The organism is Quadrisphaera setariae, assembly GCF_008041935.1.
Taxonomy (GTDB): Bacteria; Actinomycetota; Actinomycetes; order Actinomycetales; family Quadrisphaeraceae; genus Quadrisphaera; species Quadrisphaera setariae.
This window is the reverse complement of the sequence record NZ_VKAC01000002.1, coordinates 206,892-222,020: the sequence shown is the minus strand read 5'-3', so window position 1 is coordinate 222,020 and position 15,129 is coordinate 206,892. Positions and strand designations below refer to the sequence as shown.

The window sequence follows — 15,129 nt, the reverse complement described above, 5'->3', positions numbered from 1 at the left end:
TCCGGTCAGGACTTCTGCACGTCCGGCGTCACGCAGACGGCCGGGGCAGAGGGAAGGTGGGTCAGCGACGGCGCTCGGGGACGGCGGGCATCACGGACGTGGTCAGCGCCGGGTCGGGGTCCTCCCGGAAGCGGCGGCGGACCGCCTCGCGCTCCTCGGCCTCCACCCGCTCCCGCTCCTCACGGAGGAGGCGCTCGACGCGGTCGGCCTGCTCGGCCTCGCTGGGCCCGGCGAACGCCCGGGACCTCTCGACGGCCTCCATCGAGCCGGTGAACAGGGAGTCGTCGCGGCGGTCGGGCTGGCGGTCGGCGGCCACGGGGGGCAGCACGACGGTGGCCGGCGTCGGCACTCCCGCGCCCCGGCGGGGGGCCTTCGGGTCGTGCCCGCTCTTCGCCGGCACGCGCTGCTCGCGGGTCATCTCTGCGAGCGCGGCCTCCTCGGCGTCGGAGCCGGCCAGGCGCAGGCGCGGCAGCCCCTGGGGGTTGGAGGCCACCAGCCAGCGGACCATCGCCTCGCGCACGTGGCAGCGCAGGTCGAAGATCGTGGGCCCGTCCTGCGCGGACACGAGGATGCGGACCTGCACGAAGGTGTTGACGGCGTCGGTGACCTGCAGCACCGCCACGCGGCGGTCCCACAGCTCGTCGGCCTCGACCACGCGGTGCAGCTCGTCGCGCATGCCGTCGAAGTCGGTGCGCCAGTCGACCTCGAGCATCACGACGCCGAGGATCTGGGAGTCCTTGCGGGTCCAGTGCTCGAACGGGGTGGAGGTGAAGTAGGTGGAGGGCAGCACGTAGCGGCGGTCGTCCCAGACGTGGACCACCACGTAGGTGAGGGTGATCTCCTCGATGCGGCCCCACAGCCCGTCGACCACCACGACGTCGTCGACGCGCAGGGCGTCGGTGAACGCGAGCTGCAGGCCGGCGAAGACGTTGCTGAGGGAGCTCTGGGCGGCCAGGCCGGCCACCACGGACAGCAGGCCGGCGGAGGCGAAGATGCCGGTGCCGACCACGCGGGCCTCGGGGAAGGTCCAGAGCATCGCACCGACGGTCAGCAGGGCGATCACCAGCAGCGCGATGCGCCGCAGGAAGATGATCTGGGTGCGGATCCGGCGGGCGTGGCGGTTGTCGGCGACGTCCACCCGGAACTTCTCGAGCAGCAGGTCCTCGACCACCAGCACGACCTTGGCCAGCAGCCAGCCGATGCAGGCGATGACGGCGAGCAGCAGCACGGTGCGGGTGGCCATGAGCCAGCCGTCGTTCCCGGTGGAGCTGACGAACACCTGCTGGGCGGCCAGCGTCACGAGGATCCAGCGGAACGGGCCCTTGAGGCGGGCGGCGAGGGTGCGCGCCACCACGGACCTGCGGCCGATCCGCAGGACGACGGCGTGCACCACCATCCCCAGCACCAGTGCCCCGAGCGCCGCGCCGACCGCGACGGCGACGAGCTGCAGCGCTTGGAGCCCGGTCAGGGGCGTGGTCGCAGCGGCTTCGTCGCCGTTGAAGAGGTCGTAGAAGGCTTCGAGCATGGCTGGGGAGGGCCTCCGGGTCCGGGGCGGGTGGTGCGGGCGGTGCATCCACTGTCGCAGAAGATCCCGGGGTCGTGCACGCTCGCTGGGTGGCACCTCGGCGCCGGCTGGCGATCGCTCTGATGGCGCTCGTCGTCGTCCTGGTGGTGGCGGCGGGGGCGGTGCTGCTGCGCGGCGCGGGCCCGTCCGCAGGTGGCGCTGAGGACGACGACGCGCGCGGGTCCGGCGCGGCCAGCTCCGCCGGGCCGGCCGACCAGGCGGTGCAGGGCACGGTGCTGCTCGTGCCGGGGTACGGCGGCAGCACCTCCGGGCTGCAGGTGCTGGCGGGGGCGCTCGAGCGCGCCGGGCGGCAGGTGCGGGTGGTGTCGGCAGCAGGGGACGGCACGGGCGACCTGGCCGAGCAGGCCACCGCCGTCCAGGCCGCGGCTCAGGCGGCCCTCGCCGGCGGGGCGCCGTCGGTGGACGTGGTCGGCTACTCCGCCGGCGGGGTGGTCACCCGGCTGTGGCTGGCCGGTGACGGCGCCGACGAGCCCGTGCGCCGCGTGGTCACGCTGGGCTCACCCCACCAGGGCACGGACCTGGCGCGCTTCGCGGCGGTGAACGCCCCGCAGGACTGCCCGCTCGCGTGCCAGCAGCTCGAGCCGGGGAGCAGCCTGCTGCGGTCCCTGCCGGAGACCCCTGGCGACGGCGTCCGCTGGACCAGCGTGTGGTCCGCCGCTGACCAGGTGGTGGTGCCGCCGGCGGACGCCTCCTCGCTGCGCGGCGCCGTCGACGTGGAGCTCCAGCAGGTGTGCTCGGCGTCGAGGGTCGACCACGGCGGGCTGGTGCGGGACGCGCTGGCCGTCGGCGTCGTCGACGCGGCCCTCGACGGTCCGGTGCTCGACGCCGCGCCGCCCGCCACCGACTGCGACGCCCTCACCTCCCGCGGCCGGCAGCTCCTGGCCGGTGGGTAGCGGTCAGCTGGTGACGTCGCGGGTGGTGAAGGACGCCCAGGCCGCCGCCAGCAGCACGCCGGCCCACCCGAGCTGCACGAGCACGCCGCGCCGCACGTCCGTCCACAGGACCGGATCGCGGAAGAGGTCCACCCACGCCAGCCAGTACCGCGTGGGCAGCAGGTCGTGCACGGCCGACGCCGCGTCGAGCCCGACCAGCACGGTGCTCGCCACGAGGAGCGCCAGCCCCCCGAGCGCGGCGACCAGGGGCGAGTCGACCAGCGTCGACAGCAGCAGCGCCAGTGCCGCCACCCCCAGCATCGACACCGACACGTACGCCATCACCAGCAGCGTGCGCACCAGCAGCTCCTGCGGCGACAGCGAGGTCCCCGACAGCGAGGCGGTGGTCGTGCCGAGGGCGTCGGGCCGGGTGCCCAGCAGCTGCGTGCCCGCCGCGAACGACACCAGCGCCACGGCGATCACCGCCCCGAAGGTGAACGCCAGCACCGCGAACAGCTTGGCCACGAGCAGACGGGTCCGCCCGACGGGCCGCACGAGCAGGTAGCGCAGCGTGCCGGCCTGCGCCTCCCCCGCCACGGCGTCGCCCGCGACCACGCACACCGCCACCGGCAGGAAGATCGGGACGACGATGCCGAGCGCCGCCGCCGGGTAGAGCTGGCCGTTGCCGAGCACGGCCGAGAGGAACGCCGGGCCCTGCCCGGGCCGCGGCGCCAGCTCGCTCGTGGCGAGGAACGCCGCGACGACGACGGGCAGCGCGCACAGCAGCCCCACCGAGACCCAGGTGCGGGGCCGCAGCGCCAGCTTGCGCAGCTCCACGCCCGTCAGCGCCAGCAGCTTCACGCGCCCATCCCCTCGCCGACCGCCGTGGTGCGGGAGAGGACGACGTCGGTGAGCGTGCGCCGCTCCACCACCGCCTCCCGCACCACGAGGCCGCCGCGGACGAGGTCGCCGACCGCGTCACCGGAGTCAGCAGCGACGAGCCGCACGCCCTCCGGCCCGAAGACGGGGGCCCCCAGCAGGCGGGCCCCGAGCAGCGCAGCGGCCGCCGCTGGGACGCGCCCGCCGTCGTCGTCCTGAGCACCACCGGCGAGCGTCACGAGCAGCCTGCCGGTGGGGGCGCGCAGGGCGTCGACGTGGTCCTGGACCACGAGGTGGCCCCGGTCCATGACGCCGACCCGCGTGCACAGGTGCTCGACCTCGGAGAGCAGGTGGCTGGAGACGAGCAGCGTGGTGCCCTGCGCCGAGAGCTGCAGCAGCAGGTCGGTGACGAGGGCGATGCCCTGCGGGTCGAGGCCGTTGGTCGGCTCGTCGAGGACGAGCAGGCGCGGGCGGCGCACCAGCGCGGAGGCGATGCCGAGCCGCTGGCGCATGCCGAGGGAGTACGCGCGGACCGGCCGGCGCCCCACCTGCGCCAGGCCGAGGGCCTCCAGCGCGTCGTCTACGCGGCGGCGCCGGGTGCGGCGCCCGCCCGGGGTGGGCACGGCGGCGTCGAGCAGGCGCAGGTTGGCCCGCCCGGACAGGTGCCCGATGGCCGCCGGGCCCTCGACCATGGCTCCGACCTGCGGCAGCACGCGGGCGGCGTCCTGCGGGACGCGACCGCCCAGCACGCGCACCCGGCCCCCGGTGGGCAGCACCAGGCCCAGCAGCATCCGGACGGTCGTCGTCTTGCCCGAGCCGTTCGGGCCGAGGAAGCCGTAGCGGTCTCCCTCGGCGACGCGCAGGTCGACGTCGGCCACCGCCTGGACCCTGCCGAACCGCTTGGTCAGGCCCGTCGTCTCGACGGCCAGCTCGCTCGCGGCAGGTCCTCTCACGGGTGGATCACGGGCGGCGCTCCGGGGGGTCGGTGACCAGCTGCGCGGCGGCACGGGTGAGCAGCTCGGGCTGCACCGCCCCTGAGACGAGGTAGGCCCGCCCCTGCCGCGGGCCTCCCCGACCGTCGACGACGACGATCGCGGCGCTCAGCGCTCCGGCCCGCACGAGCGCCGTCCGGGCGTCTCCGGTGCGGGTCTCGTCGAGGGGGTCCGCGCCGGCGGCCTCGGCGGCGAACAGCGCCTGGCGGCCCTGGTCGGCGGGCAGCGAGACGACGGCCAGGCGCAGCAGCCCGGTGCCGTAGGCGACGGCACCGGTGGAGCGCGGGTCCTGCAGGGCGGGCAGCCCGGCCAGCTGGTCGGGCAGCACCCACGGCGCAGCGGTCGCGGCACCGGCGGCGACGTCGACCTCGGCGCTGCGGACGCTGGCGCCCGGCGGGTCCGGGACGCCGAGGGCGGCGGGGTCGGGTGCGCCGACGGTGATGTCGTCGAAGGCCGCCGCGACGACGGGACCGCCCACCACGTCGACGAGGTCCACGGCGAGCGGCAGCCCGGTGGCCCGGTCGACCCAGAGGTCGGCGTGGTCGAGCGTGGACAGGGCTGCGTCGTCTGCGCTGCCGGTGGGCGGGCGCAGCCGCACGCCGTCGGCCAGACGACCGGCCACCACGCGCTCCCCGGTCCGGGCGGCGCCCTGCGCGAGGAGCTCGGCCGGGGTGGCGCCGGCGAGCAGCGAGCGGGCCAGCGCCGGGGGCAGCAGGTCGCTGGCGCGGGGCAGCCGTGCGCCGGACAGCGGGGCGCCGACCGTCAGGGCGTCGCGCTCGTAGTCCCACCCGGTCAGCTGCCCGCCGGAGGCGTACTGACCGCGTTCGCCGGTGGCGGTGAGCACGTCGGTGCGCCAGGTCTGCTCGTCGGCCCACCACGTGCGGGTGCGGGTGCTCTCCCCCACGAGCGCGGCGACGTCGCCGAGGCGCGGCAGGTCGGGCAGGCCCAGGGCGCCGCTGCTCGTGGCGGTGCCGGTGAACGGGACGGACGCCGACGCAGCGGCCCGGGCGAGCACGTCGGTGACGTCGTCGTCCTGAGGTCCGCCGCCAGCGCCGGTCGCGCTCCAGGCCGGTCGGCCCACCATCGCGAGGGTCACGAGCAGCGCACTGCCGACCACGACGGCGGCCCACCGCAGGCCGGCGGCCCGTCGGTGCGGGACGGCGGGCACCTCGCCACCGTACGTGCCGCTCCTAGGAGCCGCCCTCCCCTCGCGGTCGGTCCTCGATCGTCGCGGGGTGGGGGGAGCCCGGGCTCTGGGGGTCCGGCCGCGTCAGCGGCTGTGCAGGGCGACCAGCGTGGCGAGCCGGTCGGCCTCGGCCGCGCCGCGCTCCCCGTCGGCGCGCTGCACGCCCATGACGGCGAGCGTGTCGCCGTCGGACAGGTCCAGCTGCACCCACGGGCGGCCGCCCCCGAAGGAGACGCCCACGACCTCGGCCCACTCCACCCGCTGCCTCCTGACGAGGTTGCGGACGAACAGCCCGCGCTCGTCGGGCACGGCGACCACGCGCGCCTGCATCTCGCAGAACGCCATGACCGCGAGCCCCACCACGAAGAACCCGAGCCGGTCCCACACCGTCTGCTCGACGACGAACGCCGCGAGGCCCGTGAACAGGACCACCGCCGCGACGCCCAGCGCACGGCTCATCGCCCGCCCGCGCACGGGCCGGAACGGCGCGTGCAGCCGCGCGGCGTCGGAGGAGGACGACGACGGAGACGTCACAGGCGGCACGCGTGGATCGTGGTGACGAGGATGGCGCGGGCGCCGAGGTCGTAGAGGTCGTCCATGACCTTGTTGGTCCTGGCCTTCGGCACCATGGCGCGCACCGCGGCCCACGCCGGGTCGGCCAGGGGCGCCACGGTCGGCGACTCGAGCCCGGGGGTCAGCGCGCACGCGTCGTCGAGGTGCTCGCGCGGCACGTCGTAGTCGACCATGACGTACTGACGGGCCACGAGCACGCCCTGGATGCGTCGCAGCAGCACGTCCAGGCCGGCTGGGCGCACGGGCCCGTCGGCCCCGCGGCGCGTGATGACCACGGCCTCCGAGCGCAGGATCGGCTCGCCGAAGACGGCCAGTCCTGCCGAGCGCAGCGTGGAGCCGGTCTCGACGACGTCGGCGATGGCGTCGGCCACGCCCAGCTGGACCGCGGTCTCCACCGCGCCGTCCAGCCGGACCACCGAGGCGCTCACGCCAGCGGCGGCGAGGTGGTCGGCCACGAGACCCGCGTAGCTGGTCGCCACGCGCTGCCCGTCCAGACCGGCCACGTCCAGCCCGCTGCTCACGGCGGCGGCCGGCCCGGCGAAGCGGAACGTCGACGCCCCGAACCCCAGCTGCATGACCTCGTCGGCCTCGGCGCGGGAGTCGAGGAGCAGGTCACGGCCGGTGATGCCGACGTCGAGCGTGCCCGAGCCGACGTACACGGCGATGTCGCGCGGACGCAGGAAGAAGAACTCCGCACCGTTCTCGGGGTCGGCGAGCACCAGCTCGCGGCCCTCGCGGCGCGTGGCGTAGCCGGCCTCGCGCAGCAGCTGCGCCGCCGGCTCGGACAGCGACCCCTTGTTGGGGACGGCGATGCGCAGGGGCTGGGGGGTCTCAGCCGTGGTCGAGGTGCTGGTCAGCGTCGTGGTCATCGTGCTGCTCACAGGTGGTCGTAGACGTCGTCGAGGGACAGGCCGCTGGCGATCATGAGGACCTGCGCGTGGTACAGGAGCTGGGAGATCTCCTCAGCGGCCCGCTGCGGCGTCTCGTGCTCGGCGGCCATCCACGACTCCGCGGCCTCCTCCACCAGCTTCTTGCCGATGGCGTGGACGCCGGCGTCGAGCTCGGCGACGGTCCGGGAGCCGGCGGGGCGCTCGGCGGCCTTGGCGGACAGCTCGGCGAAGAGCTGCTCGAACGACTTCACGAGCGGCCAGCCTAGGGGCGTCCGGTCCCCGCTCCGCCACCCCGGGGGCCGAGCGGGTGCTCCACGTCACCCGCGGCACCACCCAGCGCACCGCCGGCGGAGGCCCGCTGGCGCTCTGCGCGCTCCTCCTCCAGCAGCGCCACGGCCCGCCGCAGCAGCTGCTTGACCTCCTCCTGCTCCCGGTCGGTCCAGGCGTCGGAGTCGACGATCAGCTTGGCCGCGAGCGCCGCGGGCGAGACCACCGCGAGCAGGGTCCCGAGGATCCAGCCGAGCAGCAGCCGCGGGGTGTTCGCCACCCTGACGAGGTAGTCGACCAGCCCCGTCACCAGCCAGGTCGCCAGCACGCCTGGTGCCGCTGCTCTAGGCGACGGAGGCGACGACGACGCCGGCCATGGCCAGCTGGAAGGCGGAGGTGACCCACGCGGCGGGGTGCATCGCGCCGCTGGGCAGGTGGGTGCACACGAGGTCGCCGAGCCTGCCGGGGGTGAGGAGGTCGAGCACGACGAGCGCGACCGCCTGCATGACGATCCCGACCAGCCCGAAGACCACGGTCCACAGCAGGGCCGGCCCGAAGCCGGCGTCCGCGTTGCGCCAGATGGTGGTGAAGGTGATCAGTCCCACGCCGAGGGCACCGGCGGCCGTGACCAGCGCCGCTCCGGGCTCGGCGTCGCGGAAGACCCGCGTGGCCAGCTTGCCCGGCACGATGAGGTCGAGGGCGTAGAAGCCCGCGAGCAGCAGCCCGAGCCCCACCGCCGTGTACACCGCGGCAGCACCGACCGCCATCACCAACCCGTCCACGCGGACCTCCTGCTCGATCCTGCTCGATCGCTGTCGATCACTCGGCGAGCCAGGCGGCCCGCTGCTGCGGGCTCGGCGCCGGCCCGTCGATGTGGTGCGGCACGAAGCGCGCGTAGTAGTCGGTGACGGGCGAGTCGCTCTCGCGGATGCCGCACCCGGCGGCCTGCCCGTCCACCACCCAGCTGCCGACGACGCACTTGTTGCCCTCGAAGTCGGGCATGCGCACGTACTGCTGGTAGACGAAGCCCTCCTCGCCGTACTCGCCGGGCTGGACCAGCGACAGGTCGCGGGAGGAGACCTCGATGTTGTCGCCCTCGCGGCCGTGGAGGGGCTTCTTGACCCACTCGGCCATCCCGTCCGGCTCGAAGGCGGCCGGCAGGAGGTTCTCGTGGCCCGGGAAGCACCGCCACAGCGCCACGAGCAGCGCCTTGTTGGACAGCACCACCTTCCACAGCGGCTCGAGCCACACCGTGGAGCCCTGCTCGAGGGTGGTCAGCGCGTGCGCGCCGAAGTCCTCCCAGAGCACGTCCTCCCAGGGGTAGAGCTTGAAGAGGGCGTCGATGACGTCGTCGTCCTGACCGATGAACCGCTGCACGTCGGGGTTCCACCCCAGCTGCTCCACCTGCAGCTGCCGCGTGGTCCAGCCGGCCTGGTCGGCGCAGTCCCGCAGGTACCCGACCGTCATCTCCTCCTCACCGCTCTTCTCCGCGCCGAGGTGCGCCAGGTGCAGCACGCCGAGGCCGGTGCGCTCGCGGATGCCGCGCCAACCGTCGACGAGGCGCTCGTGCAGGGAGTTCCACTGGTCGAGCTCGGGGGCGACGTCCTGCAGCCAGTACCACTGGGCGACGCTGGCCTCGACGAGCCCGGTGGGGGTGTCGGCGTTGTACTCGAGCACCTTGGCGGGGGTGTCGTCGCGGCCGTCGAAGCGCAGGTCGAACCTGCCGTACAGCGACGGCGGGGAGGCGTCGAGGGAGGCGCGGGCCGCCGCGAGCGCGCCGGGCGGCAGGCCGAGGTCGCCGCACTCCCCGCTGCAGAGGTAGCGGGCGGCCTCGACGCACATCGCGTGGGCGCGCTCGGTGACGGACTCGAGGTGGTCGACCTCGTCGCTGCCGAGCACGTAGCAGGCCCGCTCGAACCAGTACTCCTGCTCACCGAGCCCCGAGCGCGCCGGCGTCATGGGGTAGACGAGTCCCTGCGACTCCACCGCCTCCCGCCAGCCGGGGCGCGGGGTGGTGCGGATGCGCCTCATCGCAGCCCCACTCAGCTGCCGGCCTTCGAGCCGCTGCCGAGCCCGCCGCGCACGGTCGTGCCCGACTCCGAGGCGGACAGGACCCTCCCGGAGGGCGCCTGCGCGGCGGTCCTGAGCGACGACGACGAGACGGTGCCGCCGGCCTTGTCCGCTCCTCCGGAGACGTAGCTGCTGCCCGTGGGGACCGAGCGCACGTAGTCGCTGCCCTCGCGGAACGTGCTCACCGGCGCGCCGACGGCGGGGAAGGCGCGACCGCGCAGGAAGTAGTACCAGAGGAAGGCCGAGCCCACTCCGCCACCGGACCCGTGGTAGCCGTCGTCGTCGTCGCAGACGTCGTCGTCGACCCGCTGACCGGTGTTCGGGTCCACGCAGACGCCCTGGTACTGCAGGTCGTCGGAGGCGGTGTCACCGCCGCCGGAACCGCTGCTGCCGGAGCAGCCCGACAGGGCCAGCGCCAGCGACGACGTGATGACGAGCGGCACCGCTGCCGACTTCCTCACTCCAGCCCCCCGCGTGATCGGTGGGGCCACACCCTACGGCGTCAGGCCTGGCCGTCGGCGCTGACCACATCACCGCTGGTGGGAGCCGCCGCAGGGGTGGTGCCGCCGGCGCGGCGCAGCAGCGCGCCGACGTCCACGCCGGTGGTGCGGCGCACCAGCTCGAGGGTCTCGGTGAGGTTGGTGGCCACGCCCTTGGACAGCGCGCTGGCGCCGTCGGTGGAGATGACCGTGAGGTCGCTGATCGCCGCCATGGGCGCCGCGAGCTCGCGGGCGACCTTGGGCAGGGCCTCCACCACCATCTGCGTGGTGGCGGCCTGGCCGTAGCGCTCGAACGCCTCCGCGCGCAGGCGCTGGGTCTCGGCCTCCGCCTCGCCCTTGGCGCGGATCGCCGCCGCCTCGGCCTCGCCCTCCGCGCGGACGGCGTTGGCGATGGCGGTGCGCCGGGCCAGCTCGGCCTCGCCCTCCAGGCGCACCTTCTCGGCAGCGGCTGCGGCGGCCACGCGGGCGGCGTCGGCGTCGGCCTTGGCGAAGGTGGTGGCGCGCTCGGCGTTGGCGGCGGTGGCCAGGCGGGTGCGCTCGGCCTCGGCCTGCGCCTCGGCGATCGAGGTGGCCTTGGCACCCTCGGCCTGGTAGATCTCGGCGTTGCGGCGGCCCTGAGCCTCCTGCTCGGCCTGGTAGCGGGCGGCGTCGGCGGGCTTGCGGACCTGGGTGTCGAGCTGGCGCTCGGTCAGGGCCGCCTGCCGCTCGGCCACGCGCTCCTGGCTGGTGAGCACCTCCTGGTCGCGCTCGGCCTTGGCCAGGGAGCCGGCGGCCTCGGCGTCGGCGGCGGCGCGGTCGGTGTCGGCCTTGAAGGCGGAGCGGCGCAGGTCGAGGTCGCGCTGGCTCTCGGCGATGGCCTCGTCGGCCTTGGCCTGCGCCTGGCTGGCCTCCCGGCGGGCGGCGGCCTCGGCGATGGCGGCGTTGCGGGCCGCGGCTGCGGCCTCGGGGCGTCCGAGGTCGCGCAGGTAGTTGGTGTCGTCGGAGACGTCCTGGATCTGGAAGGTGTCGAGGACCAGGCCCTGGTTGCTCAGCGAGGAGATGGACTCCTCGGCCACCTGCGCGGCGAACGCGGCGCGGTCGCGGATGATCTCGTCGACGGTGAGCGTGCCGACGATGGAGCGCAGGGAGCCCGCGAGGACCTCCTGCGTGAACGACTCGATCTCGTCCTGCTGGTGCAGGAAGCGCTGCGCGGCGGCGCGCACGTTGTCCTCGGAGCCGCCCACCTTGACGATGGCGACCGCGTCGAGGTTGAGGCGGATGCCCTGCTTCGACACCGCTCCGCCGATCTTCACGGAGATGCGGCGGCTGCTCAGCGACAGCACGTGGACGCGCTCGACGAGCGGCTTGACGAAGACGCCGCCACCCATGACCACGCGCTGGCCCGAGAGGTCGGTGGAGACCTGACCCGTCTCGGGGTTCGTCACCGCCTTGCCCTTGCGGCCGGTGACGATGAACGCCTCCGACGGGCTGGCGATCTTGTAGCGCCGGGCGATGGAGAAGACCACCACCAGCACGACCAGGACGACCAGGCCGATGATGACGGCGGGCACGAGCACCGATGTCGGGTCCACGGCTCGACCCTAGGGGGACACCGCCGGGCGACGGGTCATCCCAGGGGTGGGTTCACCCGCCCGCGACCCGCCCTGGCGCCAGCCGCCCGCCAGCACGCTGCGCTCACCCGCCGGCGAGTCCGCGCAGCTGCGCGATGGCGGCGGCCGGGTCGTCGGCGCCGTAGACCGCCGAGCCGGCCACGAAGACGTCGGCCCCGGCCTCGGCGCAGCGCTCGACGGTCTCGGCGGAGACGCCGCCGTCCACCTGGAGGCGCACCTCCAGGCCGTGCTCGTCCACGGCGGAGCGCAGGCGTCGCAGCTTGGGCAGGCACCCGTCGAGGAAGCTCTGGCCGCCGAAGCCGGGCTCGACGGTCATGACGAGCACCATGTCGAACTCGCCCAGCCAGTCGAGGAACGGCTCGGCCGGGGTCGCCGGGCTCAGGGCCAGTCCCGCACGGGCGCCGCGCTCGCGCAGCTCGCGGGCCAGGCGCACGGGAGCGGCGGCGGCCTCGGCGTGGAAGGTGACCGAGTGGGCGCCGGCCTCGGCGTAGGAGGGGGCCCACCGGTCGGGGTCAGCGATCATGAGGTGGCAGTCGAGCGGGACCGGGCTGACCTGCGCCAGGCGCTGCACCACGGGCAGGCCGAGGGTGAGGTTGGGCACGAAGTGGGCGTCCATGACGTCCACGTGGGCCCAGTCGGCGGTGGCGATGCGCCCCAGCTCGGCCTCGAGGTTGGCGAAGTCGGCGGACAGGATGCTCGGGGCGATGGTCACGGCCACGGTCGCAACCTACCCAGGCCGCCGGTGGACGGCTCAGGGCGTCTCAGCGGCGGCGCTCCCCGCGGACGTACGCGAGGTACACCGCCACCACCACGGCGACGAAGAAGACCGGGCTCCCCCACGAGGCGAGACCACGAGCGACGTCGCCCTGCACCAGTCCCACCACCACACCGACGACGACGGCGAGGACCACGCCCAGCCCGATCGTCACGAGCGCGCTGCGGAACGCCCTCCCGGTGCCGCTGCGGCCTCGCCCGCCCCTGCCCGTGCCAGCTGCCACGCCCCGACCGTAGAGGGACCGCGCCTCCGGCGCCTCCTCCTGCCCTGGCCGGGTGGCGGCGCCCCGGTCGTCAGCGGGGTCGGCGCAGGAGGCTGACGCTCATGGCGTCCGTGCCGTGCAGGTGCGGCCACAGCTGGGCACGGTTCGACCCGGCTCCCGTGCCGGCGTCCACACCGGCCAGCTCGCGCAGCACCGCGGGGGCGTCCAGCACCTCCAGCTGCTCGCCGTCCTTGGCCCAGCGGCGCACGACGTCGTCGAGCACCGCCTGCGTCTCCGCGGGGTGCGGGCTGCACGTCACGTAGGCGACCACCCCGCCCGGACGCACCGCCTCCAGCGCGGAGGACAGCAGCTCGCGCTGCAGCGGCGCCAGGGCCGACACGTCGGCGGGGGTGCGCCGCCAGCGAGCCTCCGGACGGCGGCGCAGCGCCCCCAGCCCGGTGCACGGGGCGTCGACGAGCACCCTGTCGAACTCCCCCGGCCGCTCAGCCCCGACGGTGCGACCGTCGCCGGCCACCACCTCCACGACGCTGCGGCCCTCCGACGACGAGGACGACGCGACGACACCGGCCAGCGCCTGCTCCACGAGCTGCGCCCGGTGCGGCGCCACCTCCACGGCCAGCAGGTGGGCGCCCCGCTGCGCGGCGCTCGCAGCGAGGAGGGCGGCCTTGCCTCCGGGGCCCGCGCACAGGTCCGCCCAGCGCTCGTCACGGCCCGGCCTGCCGCTGGGACCGGCCAGCGGAGCGGCCAGCAGCGCCAGCGCGGCGAGCTGGCTGCCCTCGTCCTGCACGCGGGCCCGAGCCTCGCGCACAGCGGGCAGGTCGCCGGGGTCTCCGTCCGGCAGCACTGCGGCCAGCGGCGACCACCGCCCGGGCTGCGCGCCCGCCGCCACCAGCTCGGAGGGATCGGCGAGCCCGGGCAGCGCGGCCAGCGCCACGAGGGGGCGGGCGTTGTCGGCGGCCAGCAGGTCGGGCAGCTCGGACGCAGGGCGCCCAGCGAGCACGAGCGCCTCGCGCAGCGCGCGCACCACCCAGGCGGGGTGGCTCTCGCGCACGGCGAGCGCGGCCGTGGGGTCGGCCCCCGGCCCCTCCACCGGCGGCGCGACCCTGTCGAGCCAGGTGGGCAGGTCGTGCTCGGAGACCCGCCGCAGCACGGCGTTGACCAGGCCCGACGGGCCGGCGCCGATGGCGCCGCGCACCAGCGCGACGGTCTCGCTCACCGCCGCGTGCGGAGCCACGCGGGTGGCGAGCAGCTGGTGGGCGCCCAGTCGCAGCGCGTCGAGGACGGGCGGGTCGAGCTGGGCCAGCGGCCTGTCGACGCAGGCGGCGAGCACGGCGTCGTAGGTGCCCCGCCCCCGCAGCGCCCCGTAGGCCAGCTCGGTGGCGAACGCCGCGTCGCGCCCGTCGAGGCGGGCGGCGCGCAGGAGGCGCGGGAGCACGAGGTTGGCGTACGCGTCCTGCTCCTCCACGGCGCGCAGGACGTCGAAGGCGACCCGCCGGGCGGGGTCGCCGCTGCGCGGGCGCGCGGACGGCGCCGTCGTCGTCCAGGGACGCGGCTGGCCGGGCTGTCCGCTGCCCTGTCCGCCGCGCTGGCCCGGGCGGCCGGACCGCTGGGGGCCGCCGCGCTGGGGGCCGCTCCGCCCGCCGGGCTGGCCGTTCGACCGTCCGCCGGAAGGCCCACCGGGACGTCCGCCGCGCGGACCACCGGGCTGTCCGCCGCGCTCGGGCGGGGTCATGCGAGCACCTCCCCGGCGTCGAGCCGGGCGCCGCGCGCCCAGGCCGCCGCGGGCATGGCGCGCTTGCCGGCGGGCTGCACCTCGCCCAGGCGGACGGGCACCGTCGCCGTGCCGACCAGCACCTCCTGGCCCTGCACGAGCAGCTCACCCGGCGCGAGGCGCGGGCCGGACGCCGTCGCCAGCGCCACCGGGGCCAGCGGGTGCACCGGGCCGAGCTTCAACCGCTCCACCGGTTCGCCGGGGTCGGCGTCGGGGCGCTGCACCGTCGTCCAGGCGCCGGGCGCCGGGGTCACCCCGCGCACCCGCCGGTCGACGGCGAACGCCGGCTCGTCCCAGCGCACGCGGGCGTCCTCCACGGTCACCTTCGGCGCCAGGCTCACGCCCTCGGCGGGCTGCGGGACGGGCACCAGCGCGCCGGCCTCCAGCCCGTCGAGCGTGGCCACCAGCAGCCGCGCGCCGTCCTCGGCGAGCCGGCCGAGCAGCTCGCCGGAGGTCTCGCGGGGCCCGATGGTCGTCGTCGTCGTCCCCAGCACCGGGCCGGTGTCCATGCCCTCCTCGAGGAGGAAGGTGGTGGTGCCGGTGACGTCGTCCCCGGCCATGACCGCGCGCTGCACGGGGGCGGCGCCGCGCCAGGCCGGCAGCAGCGAGAAGTGCAGGTTCACCCAGCCCAGGCGCGGGACGTCGAGCACCGGACGCGGCAGCAGCGCGCCGTAGGCGACCACGGGGCAGCAGTCGGGCTCGAGCGCGGCGAGACCGGCGAGGAACTCGGGGTCGGACGCGCGCGCCGGCTGCAGCACCGGCAGGCCCGCGGCGAGGGCGCGGACCACCACGGGGCTCTGCAGGGCGCGGCGGCCGCGGCCGGCGACGGTGTCGGGCCGCGAGACGACGCCGACCACCTCGTGGTCGGATGCGAGCAGCGCCTCCAGCGCTGTCTCGGCGACCGCGGGCGTGCCGGCGAAGACGATGCGCACCAGG

The 15,129-nt window shown here is 75.8% G+C and carries 17 protein-coding genes; 1 reads left to right on the top strand and 16 read right to left on the bottom strand.

Annotated elements, in window-relative coordinates; genetic code table 11:
* Nucleotides 1-61: 61 nt before the first annotated feature.
* Nucleotides 62-1,525 (bottom strand): mechanosensitive ion channel family protein, encoded by a 1,464-nt coding sequence (locus FMM08_RS04305; RefSeq protein WP_222710393.1) that lies wholly within the window; start codon nucleotides 1,523-1,525, stop codon nucleotides 62-64.
* Nucleotides 1,526-1,614: 89 nt separating this feature from the next.
* Between FMM08_RS04305 and FMM08_RS04300 the strand changes: the two genes are divergently transcribed.
* On the top strand, nucleotides 1,615-2,478 hold the full coding sequence (locus tag FMM08_RS04300; RefSeq protein WP_147925109.1) for an esterase/lipase family protein: 864 nt from the start codon (nucleotides 1,615-1,617) through the stop codon (nucleotides 2,476-2,478).
* A 3-nt stretch (nucleotides 2,479-2,481) separates the two neighbouring features.
* Here FMM08_RS04300 and FMM08_RS04295 read toward each other — a convergent pair whose 3' ends face one another.
* From FMM08_RS04295 to fmt, 15 genes are all read right to left on the bottom strand, one after another.
* On the bottom strand, nucleotides 2,482-3,303 hold the full coding sequence (locus FMM08_RS04295) for an ABC transporter permease (protein WP_147925309.1): 822 nt from the start codon (nucleotides 3,301-3,303) through the stop codon (nucleotides 2,482-2,484).
* Between the two features lie 11 nt (nucleotides 3,304-3,314).
* On the bottom strand, nucleotides 3,315-4,289 hold the full coding sequence (locus FMM08_RS04290) for an ABC transporter ATP-binding protein (protein ID WP_147925108.1): 975 nt from the start codon (nucleotides 4,287-4,289) through the stop codon (nucleotides 3,315-3,317).
* A 7-nt stretch (nucleotides 4,290-4,296) separates the two neighbouring features.
* On the bottom strand, nucleotides 4,297-5,496 hold the full coding sequence (locus FMM08_RS04285) for a hypothetical protein (protein WP_147925107.1): 1,200 nt from the start codon (nucleotides 5,494-5,496) through the stop codon (nucleotides 4,297-4,299).
* A 102-nt stretch (nucleotides 5,497-5,598) separates the two neighbouring features.
* Entirely contained in the window at nucleotides 5,599-6,057 is a 459-nt protein-coding gene (locus FMM08_RS04280) for a PH domain-containing protein (RefSeq protein ID WP_222710391.1), read from the bottom strand.
* The gene (gene hisG / locus FMM08_RS04275) at nucleotides 6,045-6,956 is read right to left on the bottom strand and encodes an ATP phosphoribosyltransferase (protein ID WP_147925307.1); all 912 of its coding nucleotides are present in this window, start codon (nucleotides 6,954-6,956) and stop codon (nucleotides 6,045-6,047) included. The genes FMM08_RS04280 and hisG overlap by 13 nt, the downstream gene beginning before the upstream one ends.
* A gap of 8 nt (nucleotides 6,957-6,964) precedes the next feature.
* On the bottom strand, nucleotides 6,965-7,228 hold the full coding sequence (locus tag FMM08_RS04270; protein WP_147925106.1) for a phosphoribosyl-ATP diphosphatase: 264 nt from the start codon (nucleotides 7,226-7,228) through the stop codon (nucleotides 6,965-6,967).
* A gap of 11 nt (nucleotides 7,229-7,239) precedes the next feature.
* Complete coding sequence (locus tag FMM08_RS04265) at nucleotides 7,240-7,572, bottom strand: hypothetical protein (RefSeq protein ID WP_147925105.1); 333 nt, start codon at nucleotides 7,570-7,572, stop codon at nucleotides 7,240-7,242.
* Between the two features lie 16 nt (nucleotides 7,573-7,588).
* Nucleotides 7,589-8,026, bottom strand: coding sequence for a DUF350 domain-containing protein (locus FMM08_RS04260; protein ID WP_222710390.1), 438 nt, complete (start codon nucleotides 8,024-8,026; stop codon nucleotides 7,589-7,591).
* Between the two features lie 37 nt (nucleotides 8,027-8,063).
* Entirely contained in the window at nucleotides 8,064-9,275 is a 1,212-nt protein-coding gene (locus FMM08_RS04255; protein WP_147925104.1) for a glutathionylspermidine synthase family protein, read from the bottom strand.
* A gap of 11 nt (nucleotides 9,276-9,286) precedes the next feature.
* Nucleotides 9,287-9,775, bottom strand: a complete 489-nt coding sequence (locus tag FMM08_RS04250) for a hypothetical protein (protein WP_147925103.1) — start codon at nucleotides 9,773-9,775, stop codon at nucleotides 9,287-9,289.
* A gap of 41 nt (nucleotides 9,776-9,816) precedes the next feature.
* Nucleotides 9,817-11,385 (bottom strand): flotillin family protein, encoded by a 1,569-nt coding sequence (locus FMM08_RS04245; protein ID WP_255472030.1) that lies wholly within the window; start codon nucleotides 11,383-11,385, stop codon nucleotides 9,817-9,819.
* Nucleotides 11,386-11,488: 103 nt separating this feature from the next.
* Complete coding sequence (gene rpe, locus FMM08_RS04240) at nucleotides 11,489-12,142, bottom strand: ribulose-phosphate 3-epimerase (RefSeq protein ID WP_147925102.1); 654 nt, start codon at nucleotides 12,140-12,142, stop codon at nucleotides 11,489-11,491.
* Nucleotides 12,143-12,185: 43 nt separating this feature from the next.
* Entirely contained in the window at nucleotides 12,186-12,422 is a 237-nt protein-coding gene (locus FMM08_RS04235; RefSeq protein ID WP_147925101.1) for a hypothetical protein, read from the bottom strand.
* Nucleotides 12,423-12,492: 70 nt separating this feature from the next.
* Nucleotides 12,493-14,154 (bottom strand): RsmB/NOP family class I SAM-dependent RNA methyltransferase, encoded by a 1,662-nt coding sequence (locus FMM08_RS04230; RefSeq protein WP_147925100.1) that lies wholly within the window; start codon nucleotides 14,152-14,154, stop codon nucleotides 12,493-12,495.
* Nucleotides 14,151-15,125, bottom strand: a complete 975-nt coding sequence (fmt, locus tag FMM08_RS04225; RefSeq protein ID WP_147925099.1) for a methionyl-tRNA formyltransferase — start codon at nucleotides 15,123-15,125, stop codon at nucleotides 14,151-14,153. Before fmt ends, FMM08_RS04230 begins: the two co-directional genes overlap by 4 nt.
* Nucleotides 15,126-15,129: the final 4 nt, after the last annotated feature.